This window comes from Pseudomonas sp. Soil_N_39 (assembly GCF_057655955.1).
This window is the reverse complement of sequence record NZ_JBDGLI010000004.1, coordinates 300,121-314,875: the sequence shown is the minus strand read 5'-3', so window position 1 is coordinate 314,875 and position 14,755 is coordinate 300,121. Positions and strand designations below refer to the sequence as shown.

Sequence of the window (14,755 nt, the reverse complement as noted above, 5' to 3'; positions counted from 1 at the left end):
GCTCGCTCCCACAATTTGACCGAGTACCTTTTGGGTGAACGCTCCCACAGGGGGATTTTGGTTAACCGTAGAAACGCGGCCGCTCGGGCAGTTCGACTTTGACGATCTGCCCGCTCTGCTGCGCTTGAATGCAAGCATCCGCCGCCACCGCCGCGGCGAAGCCGTCCCAGGCCGACGGCCCGCCCACTTGCCCGGCGCGCACGCCGTCGATGAAGGCCTGCAATTCGACGTCGTAGGCGGCGATGAAGCGGTCCTTCCAATCCATCAGGATCGCATTGGACAGCTTGGCGCCGCTGCGCAGCTGTACCTGGGACGGTTCCGGCAGCTTGGCGATACCGGTCTCCCCCACCACTTCGCACTGGATGTCATAGCCGTACTGGCAATTGACGAACACCTCGACGTCGATGCGCGTGCCCCGGGCGGTTTCCAGCAGGACGATCTGCGGGTCCCGCAGGTGAGCCAAGGCCTTGCTGCTCTTGCGCGGAAAGACCACCTGCACCGACACGTAGTCATCGGCCAGCAGCCAGCGCAACACATCCAGCTCATGGATCAAGGTGTCGGTGATCGCCATGTCGGTCTTGTAGTTCTCGCCCACACTCGGGTTGCGGTGGGCGCAGTGCAACATCAGCGGTTCACCGATCTGGCCGCTGTCGATCACCGCCTTGAGCGCCCGATAGCCTTCATCGTAGGGGCGCATGAAGCCGACTTGCACCAGGCGCTTGCCGTGGGCCACTTCGGCGTCGACGATCTTGCGGCAGCCTTCGGCCGTGACCGCCAGGGGCTTTTCACAGAACACCGGTTTGCCCGCTGCAATCGCCGCCAGCACGAATTCTTCATGGCTCGGGCCCCAGGAGGTGACGAGGATCGCCTCCACGTCCGGCGCCTTGATCAACGCGTGACCGTCGGGGTAGACCTCGGCGGTCAGCTTTAGATCGGCAACGACCTTGGCCGCTTGTTGCAGGTTGATGTCGGTCACCGCCACCACCTGGCTGTTGAGCAAGGTCTGGCTGCAACGACGAATATGGTCCTGGCCGATGGCCCCGGTGCCGATGACGCCCAGCTTCAAAGACATTTGGAACTCCTTTCGTAGGGTTGGGGCAATCAGTATTGACGGGCCTTGGCCAGTCGTTCATTGAGGGTCTTGGCGACGGCACCGGTGCGGGCGCTGGTGGACACTTGCGCCACGCCGACCCGCCACCATGACAGGTATTTGTGGATCATGGTCTTGGGCAAAACCTTGATGTCGATCAGCGTCGAGACGCTCTGGCGCCGCGCATCGGTCAGGGCCGCGTGCAGCTCGTCGAGGGTCTTGACCTTGTAGGTTTTGCAGCCATAGGCCGCGGCACTCATGGCGAAATCCACCGGCACGAAGGCGCCATCGAGCTTGCCGGTCTCGGGGTTGCGAAAGCGGAACTCGGTGCCGAAGCTGTCCATGCCGTGTTCCATTTGCAAGTTGTTGATGCAACCGAACGTCATGTTGTCCAACAGCACCACGTTGATCTTGCGACGCTCCTGGATCGAGGTCGCCAGTTCCGAGTGCAGCATCATGTACGAGCCATCGCCCACCAACGCGTAGACCTCTTTGTCCGGCGCGGCGAGTTTCACCCCCAGTGCCGCATTCACCTCGTAGCCCATGCACGAATAACCGTACTCGACGTGATAGGTGTCCACGCCCTTGCTGCGCCAGCTGCGCTGCAAATCGCCGGGCAGGCTGCCGGCGGCGGCGACGATGATGGCGTCATCCGCCAAGGCTTCGTTGAGCGTGCCCAGCACCCGGCTCTGGGTCAGACAGGAACCGGTGAGTTCGATGAATTCGCGAAACACCGCCGGGTCCATGTGGTCGTTGATTTCCGGGACGAAATCCTCGGTCTGGAAATCCGCCTGATAGACCCGGTCCACTTCCGCGTCCAGTTGCGCCTTGGCGTCGGCGATCTGCCCGGCCCATTCGGCGCGATAGTCACCCATCGCGGCCGACAAGGCCTCCAGGCCCGAACGGGCATCGGCCAACAATTGCACGCCATCGAGCTTCAAGGCATCGCACGGGCTGATGTTGAGGTTGAGAAACTGCACGTCGGGGTGCTGGAACAGCCATTTCGACGCGGTGGTGAAATCGCTATAGCGCGTGCCGATGCCAATGATCAGGTCCGCTTCCTTGGCCAGCAGGTTCGCCGCCAGGCAGCCGGTTTCGCCGACGCCGCCAACGTTCAGCGGATGGCTGGACACCACCGCACTCTTGCCCGCCTGGGTCTCGGCGAAAGGAATGTCGAAGCGCTCGGCAAAGGCCTGCAATGCCGCGTTGGCGCCGGAGTAACGCACGCCGCCGCCACAGATGATCAACGGCTTGCGCTTGCCCTTGAGCAGCGCCAAGGCATCGCCGAGCATCGCTTCGGTGGCCGGGCGGCGGTCGATGCGGTGCACGCGTTTTTGCAGGAAGTAATCCGGATAATCGTAGGCTTCGGCTTGCACGTCCTGGGGCAGCGCCAGGGTCACCGCGCCGGTTTCGGCCGGGTCGGTCAGCACCCGCATCGCCTGGATCGCGGCGGTCATCAATTGCTCGGGGCGGTTGATGCGGTCCCAGTATTTGCTCACGGCCTTGAAGGCATCGTTGGTGCTGATGCTCAGGTCGTGGAACTGCTCGATCTGTTGCAGCACCGGATCTGGCTGGCGACTGGCATAGACATCGCCGGGCAACAGCAACAACGGGATACGGTTGGCAGTCGCCGTGGCGGCGGCGGTCAGCATGTTCGCTGCACCGGGGCCGACCGACGAGCTGCACGCATAGATCTTGCGCCGCAGATGCTGCTTGGCAAAGCCGATGGCGGCGTGGGCCATGCCCTGCTCGTTGCGGCCCTGGTGAACCACCAGGTCGCCACTGTCCTGCTCCAGCGCCTGGCCCAGGCCCAGTACGTTGCCATGGCCGAAAATGGTAAAGACCCCGGCGACGAACTTGCTCTGGACGCCATCGACCTCGATGTATTGGTTATCGAGGAATTTCACCAGGGCCTGGGCCATGGTCAGTCGTGTTGTGGTCATGCTTGCACCTTGTCTGGAATGCAAAATTTGGCGGCTGGCTCAGTCCTCTGTGGGAGCGAGCTTGCTCGCGATAGCGGTGTGTCAGGCGATTTATGTGTTGAATGTGCTGCCGCCATCGCGAGCAAGCTCGCTCCCACAGGGGGGCTCCATCGTTCAGGAAATCAGGTCAGGCCTGGGAGCTTTGCAGATGGTTCATGCTCGCCCCCAACGCTTGGCGGATGTCAGCCAGGTCATGGACGCTCTCGGCGAACGGCTCGAAGGACAAGTAGCCCTCGTAGCCTGCGACCCGCAACGCCTCGATCTGCGCGGCATTGCCGAGGATGTCAGCCTCGCCCACCAGCACCCGGTGACCGTCACGGATGGTAGCCAAGGGTGCCTGGGCGTCCTCGACTCCGGAGATGTGCACCAACCCAGTCAGCTCAGGGAAGAATTCCTGCTCGCCCGCCAGATGATGGTGAAAGGTGTCGTGCACCAGTCGGAACACATCCAGCCCGCCAATGCTCTTGATCGCTTCCACCGCCGTGCGTTTGCGCCGCAACGAGCATTCTTCGAAACCCAGGGGCTCGATGAACCCGTAGATGCCAAAGGCCCGCAGGATCGGCGCCAGTTCACTCAGGGCAGTCCGCAGCCCCGACGCCCGTTCAGCCTCGCTGCGCGGGTCGGCGCGGTCGTTGAGCGGGCACATCACCAGCCCCTCGGCGCCGCATTCACGGGCGTAATCAGCCAGGCGCACGGCTTGGGCGCGGCGCTCTTCGTTCCACACATCGAAGGGGTACAGGGCGTTGATCGACAGCACCTTGATACCGCGCGCCTCGCACAACTCACGAACGCGGGCCGGCGGCATGCCGTCTTCGATCTCGACGCCCTTGAGGTCGTTGCGGATCTCGATGGCATCGGTTTTCAATGCCAGGGCCAAGTCGATGAACGCCGGCAGTGACAGGCGCGGGGCAACCATTCGGTTCAAAGCAAAACGCAGGGGCTTGTTCATTGTTGTTCTCCCTCCGGCAGTCATTCGAAAATGCGTTATTGGGCAGTCGGCATGCTGAATTCAGGGCCCTTGGCGATACTGTCGGGCCAGCGCTGCATCACGCTTTTGTAACGGCTGTAGAAACGCAGGCCTTCTTCGCCGTAGGCATGGTGATCGCCGAACAGCGAGCGCTTCCAGCCACCGAACGAATGCCAGGCCATGGGCACCGGAATCGGCACGTTGATGCCCACCATGCCGACCTTGATGTTGCGGGCGAACGCCCGGGCGATGCCGCCGTCGCGGGTGAAGCACGACACGCCGTTGCCGAACTCATGGGCGTTGATCAGCGCCACCGCCGTGGCGAAATCCGGTACACGGACGATCCCCAGCACCGGGCCGAAAATCTCTTGCTGGTAGATGCTCATCTCGGCGGTGACCTGGTCAAACAGCGTCGCGCCGACAAAGAACCCCTGCTCGGCCCCCGGCACCTTGAAGCCACGGCCATCGACGATCAGGCGTGCGCCTTCCGCCACGCCAGCGTCGATGAAACCTTCCACCTTGGCCTTGTGCTCGGCGGTGACCAGCGGTCCCATGTCGGTGCCGGGTTGCTGGCCGTTGCCGATCTTCAGCTGATCAATGCGCGGCAACAGTTTGGCAATCAGCTCATCACCCACATTCCCCACCGCCACGGCGATGGAAATCGCCATGCAGCGTTCACCGGCCGAGCCGTAGGCCGCACCGATCAACGCATCCGCCGCCTGGTCGAGGTCGGCATCGGGCATGACGATCATGTGGTTCTTCGCCCCGCCCAGGGCCTGCACGCGCTTGCCGTGCGCCGTGCCCTGCTGGTGGATGTACTCGGCGATGGGCGTGGAGCCGACAAAGGAAATCGCTTCGATGTCCGGGTGCTGCAACAGCGCATCCACCGCCACCTTGTCGCCCTGGACCACGTTGAAAACGCCGTCCGGCAAGCCGGCTTCCGTCAGCAAGCGGGCCATCAGCAGACTGGCGGACGGGTCGCGCTCCGAAGGCTTGAGGATGAAGCAGTTGCCGGCGACCAGCGCCAGGGGAATCATCCACAGCGGCACCATCACCGGGAAGTTGAACGGCGTGACCCCGGCGCAAACGCCCAAAGGCTGGCGCAGGTTCCAGTTGTCGATGCCACCGCCGATATTGTCACTGAAATCGGTCTTGAGCAGGTTCGGCGCACCGCAGGCGTACTCGACGATCTCGATGCCGCGGGTGACTTCGCCGTGGGCGTCAGACAGCACCTTGCCGTGTTCACGGCTGATGATCTGCGCCAGTTCGTCGTGATGGCGGTCGAGCAATTCCTTGAACTTGAACATCACCCGCGAACGGCGCAGGGACGATTGCTCGGACCAGGCCGGGAACGCCGCCAGCGCCGAGGCCACCGCCGCATCGACGGTGCCCGGTTCGGCCAGGGCGACCCGGGCCTGCACCGCACCGGTGGCCGGGTTAAAGACCTTGCTGAACCGCGCACCGTCGCTGTCCTGCACTCGACCGCTGATGTAATGGCCTACTACCGGGGCGTCACTCATTGTTCTTGTCTCCGTGGGAAAAGTGGAATTCAGAGGTCGAGCAGCCAACTGTGCTGCGGGTCGTTATGGAACTGCCAGACCCGCTTCGGGCCGGCCATGACATTCAGGTAATACGACTCGTACCCGTACGGAACGCTGACCGGGTGATACCCCTTGGGCACCACCACCAGGTCGCTGTTCTCCACGGCCATGGCCTGGTCGATGCTGCGGTCGTCGGTGTAGACCCGCTGGAACACGAAGCCTTGGGACGGGTTGACCTGGTGGTAATAGGTCTCTTCCAGGAAGCTCTGGTGCGGCAGGTCGTCGGTGTCGTGCTTGTGCGGCGGATAGCTCGAGGAGTGCCCCGACGGCGTGCGCACCTCCACCACCAGCAGTGAGTGGGCCGGTTCGCTGTCTGGCAGGATGTCGCAGACATAGCGGGTGTTGGCGCCCTTGCCGCGCACGCTGCGCTTCATGCTGTCCGGGCGGATCAGCCGCGGGCCGTATTCGTTACCCGCCGAACCCGGTGCGGCACACACTGCGATCTGCACATCGCTCAGGGCAGTGACCTGGGCCTGGCTGCCGGGCGGCAGGTAAGCGGCATAAGGTGACTTGTCTTCGAACACCGATTGGCGATCACCGAGGTTGTCCCAATCGAAGGCGCCCTGCCCCGGCGCCTCCCCCTTGAGGCTGATGCGACCACTGAGCAGCACCAGGCACAATTCCTTGTCTGCGGCGGCCACCGGCAGGGTTTCCCCCAGGCTCAGGCGGTAGGCGGCGAACCCGACGTATTCCAGCTCACCCGCTGGCAACTGGACCATGGTTCGGCCGCTGGAATGGCTCTTGATCAACAGGCTCATGCCAGACTCCTTTCTTGCAGCAAGGCACGCAGTGTGTCGTAGCCCTTCTTGGCGTAGGCATAACTCGGCGCTACGGCAGGGTCCTGCTCGGCTTCCACCACCAGCCAGCCTTGATAGTCGGCAGCCAGCAGTACATCGAGCAACGCGGCGAAGTCGATGTCGCCATCCCCCGGCACGGTGAAAGTGCCGTTGATGATGCAGTCGGGGAAGCTCCAGAGGTTGTTGCGCGCCAGTTGCACCACCGGTTTGCGCACATCCTTGAAGTGCACATGGCAGATTCGTTCAATGTGTTTGCGCAGCACCTGCAACGGTTCGCCGCCGCCCATGTAGCAGTGACCCGAGTCGAACAACAGGCCCACTTCGCTGCCGGTCAGGGCCATCAGCTTGTCGATGTCCGCGGGTGATTCGACGTAGGCGCCCATGTGGTGGTGATAGGCCAGGCGCACGCCGTGGGACAAAGTGAAACGCGCCAGTTCGGTGAGCTTGTCGGCGTAGGTTTGCCAGGCTTCATCCGTATGGAAACGCGGCCGCTCGACCAACGGAATCCGCTGGCCCTGGATCGAGTCGGCGACTTCGCCGTAGACCAGCACCGTCGCGCCGTTCTGCGCCAGCAGCTCGACGTGACTGGCGATGGCGTCGATTTCCTCCGCCGCCGAGCGTCGGGCCAGGCGGCTGGAATACCAGCCGGAGACCAGCGCCAGGTTATAGGGCCGCAGCACATCGCCAACGCCCTTGGCGTCCTTGGGAAACTTGCCGTTGAGCTCAAAACCTTCGTAGCCGATTTCCTTGCCTTCACTCAGCGCCGTACTCAACGGCGTCTCGCCGCCCAACGACGGCAAGTCATCGTTGCTCCAGGAAATCGGATTGATGCCAATTCGAATAGCGGGCATGGCTGCACCTTTTATTGTTTTTACATTGCCATTGAAGGCGACACGGAACCTTGTGGGAGCGAGCTTGCTCGCGATAGCGGTTTGACAGTCGCGTCAATGTTGCATGTTTCACCGTCATCGCGAGCAAGCTCGCTCCCACATTGGACTGCATTCCAAATAGAGACTGCGGTGTCTGTCACGCCCGCGCAGCACGCCACGCCTCGATCAACTCCACAAACCTGCCCTGCACCTGGCGGATCAACGTTTCATCATCGATTTCCCCGGCCAGCCAGGCCCGGCTCGGTTCCTGGAAGATCGTCCGGCCCACGGCAAATCCGCGGCAGGTGCTGCTCTGGCTGGCCTGGCGAAAGCCCTCGGCCAGCGCGGCAGCCGGGGCGTTAAGACCCAGCAGCACCACGCCACGGCAATACGGGTCGCGCTGTTGGATCAGCTCATCGAGCTGCTGCCATTCATCCGCGCCCTGGGCTTCGATCTTCCACCACGCCGGGAAAATACCCAGGTTGTAGAGGCGCTTGAGGGCGCGATAGAGCACGTCCGGGTGCGGTGACGGATGATCCTTGGGCGGAATGACTTCCAGCAGCAATTCATGACCGCTGGCCTGGGCGGCCTTGTACAACCCCATCAGTTGCGCCTCTTGCTCCAGGCGCAGCAGCGGTTCGTCGTCAGGGTGAAATTGCACCAGGCACTTGATGATCTGCTCCTGGGGCCAGGCGATCAGGTTGCTGCCAATGGAGCGCCCGTGTTCGAAGGCCAGTGGCCGCGAACCTTGCACTTCCACCGGCCGCGCCACCCACCAACCGCGTCCGGTGGCCGCGTTCAGCGAATCCTGGCCGAAGCGCTGGTCGGCCAACAGACCGACGTCGGCCTCGATGCCCTGACGCCGCAGGTCAGCTTCGACCCGCGCCACGGCTTGGATGAACAACTGCTTGAGTTCGCCGATGCTGCTCAACTCGCGGCCACCCTTCTGGGCCAGCTCCACCAGTTGCCCGCGATGGTCGAAGGCGAAGATGAACAGCTGTTTCCAAGTCTTGCGGGGCACGCTGACCTGGTGCAACCGTTGCAGCACAACGTCCTGGTCCGGTCGGGTGATCGGCACCGGACTCTTGAATAAATAGTCGAGTTCGGCTCGGGTCGGCATCGCTGGGGCGCAGGCATGGCGCGACACCACCAGTCCACCGCAGGCATTGGCCAACTGGCAGCAGCGTTCATCGCTGGCATCCTCCAGCCAGCCGGCGAGAAATCCCGACATGAATGCATCGCCGGCACCCAGTACGTTCAAGACTTCGACCCGCACGCCAGGGTAAATGGCGCCGTCTTCGAGCCGGGCCGGGATGGCGCCATGGATCACCGTGCAGCCCTGGGGACCGAGCTTGACCACCAGGGTCGCCGCCGTCAGCGAGCGCACGGTGCGCAGCGCGGTCAGCAGGTCTTCGCTGCCGCCGGCGATGAGGAATTCTTCTTCGGTGCCGACGATCAGGTCGAAACGCGGCAGGATGCTTTGCACGTGCTGGCTGACTTTCTGGTCGGCGACGAAACGGGTTTCGCCATCGGCCTTGCCCGCCAGGCCCCAAAGCACTGGCCGGTAATCGATGTCGAGGACCCGCTTGACCTGATGTTTTTGCGCATAGTCCAGCGCCTGGAGACTGGCCTGGTAGACGCCGTCGGTGGAGAAATGGGTGCCGGTGATCAGCAAGGCCTTGCTGGAGGCAATGAAGGTTTCGTCAATGTCTTCGGCGCGCAGCGCCATGTCGGCGCAGTTTTCCCGGTAGAACACCAGGGGGAAGGTTTCCCGGTCCTTGATCCCCAGCAGGACCATGGCCGTCAGGCGTTCGGGATCGACCTTGATGCCGCTGACATCACAGCCTTCGCGGGCCAGGGACTCCACCAGGAAGCGGCCCATGTGGTCATCGCCCACCCGGCTCAGCATCGCCGACCTGAGCCCCAGGCGCGCCGTGCCGAACGCGATGTTCGCCGAGGAACCGCCCAGGTATTTGGCGAAGCTCGAAACATCTTCCAGGCGCGCGCCGACTTGCTGCGCGTAGAGGTCGACGCCCAGGCGTCCCAGGCAGATCACATCCAATTGACGCCCACTGGCAAAACGAGTCTGGCCCATGCTGGCTCCTGTTATTTTTATCAGCCTGCGCTGGTCGCCGACACCGGCGCCAACGCTGTTGGTGAATGCAGACTAAAACGAGCAGCGGGCAATAATCAATAATTATTCTATAAATTTTTTACGTGGAATATTTTTTCCAATACGCTATGACCGAAGCCAACCAGACGCAGTGCATCGTTTCAGCAGCTGCTGCAACATTTGTCCGCCCATGATTTTCCCTGCGCCTACGCTGTAGACTGCGATCAGCCAACCTATTGTCGAGGGCCGGCCTTTGTTCGGGCCGCCCTATAAGAACAAGCCAGAAGGATTTTCTATGACCCGCCCCGATGATCTGCCGGCGCCGTCCGAGAGCGCGTCCGAACCCGCCCTCCCGAGCCCACCGATCAATGCCGAGCGTCTGCTGCAACTGATCACCGATGAATACGAAAGCCTGCCGCGCCAGCTCAAACGCATCGCCAGCTACATGAGCCAGCAGAGCGACCGGATCATGGTCGACCGCATCAGCGACATCGCCCGGGAATGCGAAGTACACCCCTCGGCCATCGTCAGGTTTTCCCAGCGCTTCGGCTTCAGCGGCTTCAGTGAAATGCAGGCGTTGTTCCGCGAGGCCTACACCCACAAGACCACCCCGGTACAGAACTACCAGCAGCGCATCCGCAGCATGATCGCCAACAAGTCGCAGAAAGCCAGCGGCGGCGACCTGGCCCGCGAGTGCGTCAATGCGACCCTGTCGGGCATCGAGCGCCTGGGGTTGGAGCTGGACGACCAGGCGTTCGAAAAGGCCGTGGACCTGGTGGTCAACGCCGACAACATCTATGTGGTGGGTGTGCGCCGCTCGTTCGCGGTCGCCGACTACCTGGTCTACAACCTGCAACACACCAACAAACGCATTCACCTGGTGTCCGGCCTGGGGGGCAGTTACCGCGAGCAGATGCGCAGCGTGCGGGCCAACGACCTGGTGATTGCCATCAGTTTTACGCCCTACGGCAAGGAAACCCAGCACTGCCTGCGCATTGCCCAGCATCACCAGGCCAAGACCCTGATCATCACCGACAGCAACCTTTCGCCCCTGGCCAAGCGGGCCAACGCGGTGCTGCTGGTGAACGAAGGCAGTTCGTTCGCCTTCCGTTCGTTGAGTGCCACGTTGTGCCTGTGCCAGGCGTTGTTCATCGCCGTGGCTTACCGGCTGGAACTCAAAGTCGATGAAATCCATGAACAGGTCGGGTTCGAGGATTAACGCCCGCAAGATTTTTCTGAAGGAGACATCATGAAACTGATCGGCATGCTGGACTCGCCCTACGTGCGACGCGTCGCCATTTCCGCCAAGTGCCTGGGGGTTGCCCTGGAACACGAGTCCGTTTCGGTGTTCAGGCATTTCGAACAGTTCCAGCGCATCAACCCGGTGGTCAAGGCTCCCACCCTGGTGCTGGACGATGGCAACGTGCTGATGGATTCCACGTTGATCATCGATTACCTCGAGGCCTTGGCCGCGCCGGGCAAAAGCCTGATGCCGGTGGACAGTGGGCAACGGCTGCGCGCACTGCGCGTGATTGGCCTGGCCCTGGCGGCGTGCGAGAAGTCGGTACAGATCTACTACGAACGCAACCTGCGGCCGACAGAAATCCAGCACGCCCCCTGGGTTGAACGCGTGGAAGGCCAACTGGCGGCGGCCTATGGCCTGCTGGAACAGGAACTGGTGAAACAGCCCCTGGCCACCGATGGCACCCTCGATCAGGCAGGCATCACCGTGGCGGTGGCCTGGAGCTTCACCAACCTGGTGGTGCCGGACCAGGTGCAGGGCAAGTCATTTGCGTCGATCAGCGCGTTCACCGCCTATGCCGAAGGGCTGGAGGCGTTTGTCAGCACACCGATGGAATAACTGGCTGTAAACAAAAAATCCTGAGGCAACCAAAGTACCTGGGGATAGCCAAAGTACCTGTGGGAGCAAAGCTTGCTCGCGATAGCGGTATACCAGTCAACATTGTTGCTGGATGATCCAGCGCTATCGCGAGCAAGCTTTGCTCCCACAGGGTCCCACAGGCTCCTACAGTTGGTTCCTGAGTGACCGCCGGATGAGGGCTCACTCCATCAGGATTCACTCAGGCCAGTTCCATTTCCTTGGGCTTTACCGGCGGCGCGACCTCGAAGCGATCCGCCAGGAACGGCGTGATGTCCAGCGGCAACGGTTCATTGTTCACCAGTTTGTCCAGCAACACCCCAGTGATGGCCGAGGTGAGGATACCGGTGCGGAAATGCCCGCAGGCGTTGAGATAGCCTTCCACCCCGCGCATCGGCCCCAGGATCGGTAATTCATCAGGCGAACCCGGGCGCAGGCCGGCCCAGGTTCGCTTCAAGTTGATGTCGACCAACTGCGGAATACAGCGCACCGCACCTTGCACCAACCCTTCGATCTCCGGATAAGTCGTGGTCACATCGAAGCCTTTGTCTTCGGTGGTGCTGCCAATCAGGATTTCACCATTGTCTTTCTGCGCCACGTAGCAGTCGCTGGTGGTCAGGCAGCCGTTGAGGATTTTCGGCATGCGTTCGGTCAGCAGGATCTGGCCCTTGACCGGCTTGACCGGAATCCTCACACCGGTGGCCTGTTCGCTCAGGTCCGCCGCCCAGGCACCGGCCGCGTTGATCAGGGTCCGGCAGTGGAAGGTCCCCGCCTCGGCGGTTTTTACCCCAGTCACCCGCGTGCCGCTACGCAGCACCTCGGTCACGTTAGTATTGAAGAACAGGTCGACGCCGTTCTGCCGGGCGCCTTCGGTATAGGCATCGGCCAAGCGAAACGGACTGAGCTGGTGATCGCAGAGAAACTCCAGCGCTCCCTGGGCTTCATGGCTCACATTCGGCTCTGCCTCACGCAAGGCCGCCTGGTCAAGCCAGCGCACCTGGTCTGCCAGGTGGGGAATGCAAGCGACGATGTGCTCGGCGTACAAACGGTCTTCGTCGTCGTAGATCACGAACTTGAGCCCGGTCTCCTCGAACTTGAAATCCATGCCATGGTTGTCTATCAACTCGCGGTGCAACTGCGGGTACATCGCGTTGGACTGCAAGGCAAAATCGAAGAACGACTGGGGCAGGATGTGCGGCGTGCTGGCATCCACCGCCACGGCGGCGCCCTGGGTCTGGCGCTTGCGGTTGGCCGACATCATGCGAAAGAAGATCACCCCGCACCCCAGGCCCACCGACTCACCGATGGCCCACAGCCCACCTGCCGAGGCGCGGGTCGCGTTGCCGGGCCGCTTGGCGTCGATCAGGGCGATCTTCAAGTGTTTGCGCTTGGACAGTTGATAGGCGCACGAGGCCCCGATCACACCGCCACCGGCGATGACTACGTCATAGTCCTTAATCATGGGAAGCGGCCTCCGTACCGACGTTCTGGAACGCTGAAAAGGGAATCGGATCGATGGGGAAACGCGGCCGCAGCCAACCCACGTCGGCGCGCCCGGTGGCTTCGCGCAAGCGGTCGCTGCAATAGCCGACGCACATCCGCCCCTGGCAATCGCCCATGCTCACGCGGGTGCGCATCTTCAGGCTGGCCATGTCTTGCACGCCTTGCTGCAGCGCCCGGTCGATGTCGGCGCGGGTGGCGTGCTCGCAGCGGCAGATCACCGTATCGGCGGCCGGCAACGCGGTTTGCCCGGCACCACGCTGAGTGTAGCGATCCACGGCGGCGCGAAAGCGAACGATCCGCTGCAGTTGCGCTTGGTAGCGATCCCGCTGGGCCTGGGCCGTGGACGAGTCCAGCACGTTGCGTTGCATGAGGATCGACAGCGCCGCGATGCGCCCGCTGAGCATGGCCGCTTCACCGCCACGGATCCCGCCCATGTCGCCGGCCAGGTGAATGTGCGCTTCGCTGCTTTGTTGCCAGGCATCGGACACGGCCCGCAAATAGCCGTCCTCGCTGAAACCGTGTTCCAGGCCCATCTGCTGGCTCAATTGCGTGCGCGGGATAAACCCGTAGCCGACTGCCAGGGTCTGGGCCGGGACCTGTTCGGCGCGTTTCAGGTCCGGTTCCCAGATACTGGAATAAGGCGCGACGGTGACGTGGCTCAGCTCACCCTCGCCGTCCGCCTGCACCACACCCCAGCCATAGCGCACGGGAATGCCCTTGAGCTTGAGGTAGGCGAGCATGCTCAGGCCGTCGAGGAACAGTTGCGGCTTGTTCAGCAACGCCAGGCTTTCCTTGGCGATCCGGCTGAACCCACAGGCTTCGAAGACACCCGCCACCGCCACGCCCGAAGCGTGCAGCTGGCAGGCCACCAGCGGCAGCAACGGCCCCGTGCCGGCGATCACCACCGGGCTCGGCGGCCTGACCACGCCGCTCTTGATCTGCAATTGCAGGCCGCCGAGCATCATCACCCCCGGCAGCGTCCAGCCAGGAAACGGCACACTGCGTTCGTGACAACCGGCCGCCAGGACCAGATGGGAATAGGCGACCTCGCCCAGGCGCTCGTCGGCATCCAGCAGCATCAGCGCCCGGAAACCTTCGGCACCGATGACACGGTTGCCCAAGCGCACATCGATCAACCCGGCGTGGCGCTGGTATTCTCCGTGGAGCTTTTCCAGGGCTTCGCGGTAGCGCGGACCCAGGTAATCCAGGCTGACACCATCGCGCAATGGCCCGCGGTACACGACGCCGCCGAGGCGCGGCGCCTCTTCGAGCACGGTGCAACGCACCCCGTGAGAGGCCAGTTCAATGGCTGCAGCCATACCCGCCGGCCCACCGCCGACAATCACCGGATCGAGGCTCATGGCGCCTCCGTTTCGGTCATGCGGTTGGCCCGGGTTTCGATCTGCATGCCAGGGCGCACCAGGGTCTGGCAGGCGCGGCGCTTGTGGCGACCGTCGATCTTGACCAGGCAGCACTGGCACACGCCCATGCCGCAGTAGGCGCCGCTGATCTGGTCGTGGTCGTTGCGGGCGACCTGGCGCTGACCCAGGGACTGGATGACGGTGAGGACGGTTTCACCGTGGGCGGCGTTGACGACTTGCCCGTCCAGGCGCACCGTCATGTCGGCGCGGCTCAACGGCTGGATATCGAATGTTCGGCGTAGAACGTCTTGAGGTTGCATCATGCTGCTCTTCCTTGAAGGTTCAGTGAGGTTTCGGCTCCTTGCGGCACACATCCACCGGTTCGCGTCGGTACCCGGCAACAGCGCACCGAAGCGGGGCAACAGACGCGACATGATAGTGCGCACGAAATTCATGTTAGGGATAATTTGTGACCAAGTGTTGATCCAGGCCAGCGAATCGGCCTGCCGGTCCATGAACTTTTTTTCAGAAAGCCGACAGGTAATTTTTGGCAGAATGTTGCGCAATCGCTCCAACTTCCCCACACGGTACCG

At 62.6% G+C, this 14,755-nt stretch carries 12 protein-coding genes; 2 read left to right on the top strand and 10 right to left on the bottom strand.

The genetic code is table 11. The features are described 5' to 3' along the window. Positions 1 to 61 precede the first annotated feature (61 nt). From iolG to AC3A5O_RS08645, 7 genes are all read right to left on the bottom strand, one after another. Positions 62 to 1,072 (bottom strand): bifunctional inositol 2-dehydrogenase/D-chiro-inositol 1-dehydrogenase, encoded by a 1,011-nt coding sequence (iolG, locus tag AC3A5O_RS08675; protein WP_122564658.1) that lies wholly within the window; start codon positions 1,070 to 1,072, stop codon positions 62 to 64. 29 nt (positions 1,073 to 1,101) lie between these two features. Beyond that, a complete protein-coding gene (gene iolD, locus AC3A5O_RS08670; protein WP_487753106.1) occupies positions 1,102 to 3,033 on the bottom strand; it encodes a 3D-(3,5/4)-trihydroxycyclohexane-1,2-dione acylhydrolase (decyclizing) in 1,932 nt (643 codons plus the stop codon). A gap of 166 nt (positions 3,034 to 3,199) precedes the next feature. Next, positions 3,200 to 4,021 carry a TIM barrel protein gene (locus AC3A5O_RS08665; protein ID WP_305490701.1) on the bottom strand — a complete coding sequence of 274 codons (822 nt, stop codon included), beginning with the start codon at positions 4,019 to 4,021 and terminating at the stop codon, positions 3,200 to 3,202. Positions 4,022 to 4,056: 35 nt separating this feature from the next. Further along, positions 4,057 to 5,559: a CoA-acylating methylmalonate-semialdehyde dehydrogenase gene (locus AC3A5O_RS08660; protein ID WP_122564661.1), complete on the bottom strand. Its 1,503-nt coding sequence runs from the start codon at positions 5,557 to 5,559 to the stop codon at positions 4,057 to 4,059. Positions 5,560 to 5,588: 29 nt separating this feature from the next. After that, positions 5,589 to 6,398: a 5-deoxy-glucuronate isomerase gene (iolB, locus tag AC3A5O_RS08655; RefSeq protein ID WP_122564662.1), complete on the bottom strand. Its 810-nt coding sequence runs from the start codon at positions 6,396 to 6,398 to the stop codon at positions 5,589 to 5,591. Beyond that, positions 6,395 to 7,288 carry a myo-inosose-2 dehydratase gene (gene iolE, locus AC3A5O_RS08650; RefSeq protein WP_487753105.1) on the bottom strand — a complete coding sequence of 298 codons (894 nt, stop codon included), beginning with the start codon at positions 7,286 to 7,288 and terminating at the stop codon, positions 6,395 to 6,397. Before iolE ends, iolB begins: the two co-directional genes overlap by 4 nt. Positions 7,289 to 7,463: 175 nt before the next feature. Then, a complete protein-coding gene (locus tag AC3A5O_RS08645; protein WP_487753104.1) occupies positions 7,464 to 9,401 on the bottom strand; it encodes a bifunctional 5-dehydro-2-deoxygluconokinase/5-dehydro-2-deoxyphosphogluconate aldolase in 1,938 nt (645 codons plus the stop codon). A gap of 313 nt (positions 9,402 to 9,714) precedes the next feature. Between AC3A5O_RS08645 and AC3A5O_RS08640 the strand changes: the two genes are divergently transcribed. Next, a complete protein-coding gene (locus AC3A5O_RS08640) occupies positions 9,715 to 10,638 on the top strand; it encodes a MurR/RpiR family transcriptional regulator (RefSeq protein WP_003202885.1) in 924 nt (307 codons plus the stop codon). 30 nt (positions 10,639 to 10,668) lie between these two features. After that, positions 10,669 to 11,280 carry a glutathione S-transferase gene (locus AC3A5O_RS08635; protein WP_460078008.1) on the top strand — a complete coding sequence of 204 codons (612 nt, stop codon included), beginning with the start codon at positions 10,669 to 10,671 and terminating at the stop codon, positions 11,278 to 11,280. A gap of 220 nt (positions 11,281 to 11,500) precedes the next feature. Here AC3A5O_RS08635 and hcnC read toward each other — a convergent pair whose 3' ends face one another. From hcnC to hcnA, 3 genes are read right to left on the bottom strand one after another with little or no spacing between them, the layout of a single operon-like run. Continuing rightward, positions 11,501 to 12,760: a cyanide-forming glycine dehydrogenase subunit HcnC gene (gene hcnC, locus AC3A5O_RS08630; RefSeq protein WP_487753103.1), complete on the bottom strand. Its 1,260-nt coding sequence runs from the start codon at positions 12,758 to 12,760 to the stop codon at positions 11,501 to 11,503. Beyond that, positions 12,753 to 14,162, bottom strand: coding sequence for a cyanide-forming glycine dehydrogenase subunit HcnB (gene hcnB, locus AC3A5O_RS08625; RefSeq protein ID WP_487753102.1), 1,410 nt, complete (start codon positions 14,160 to 14,162; stop codon positions 12,753 to 12,755). The genes hcnC and hcnB overlap by 8 nt, the downstream gene beginning before the upstream one ends. Next, complete coding sequence (hcnA, locus tag AC3A5O_RS08620; protein WP_122564680.1) at positions 14,159 to 14,482, bottom strand: cyanide-forming glycine dehydrogenase subunit HcnA; 324 nt, start codon at positions 14,480 to 14,482, stop codon at positions 14,159 to 14,161. Before hcnA ends, hcnB begins: the two co-directional genes overlap by 4 nt. Positions 14,483 to 14,755 lie beyond the last annotated feature (273 nt).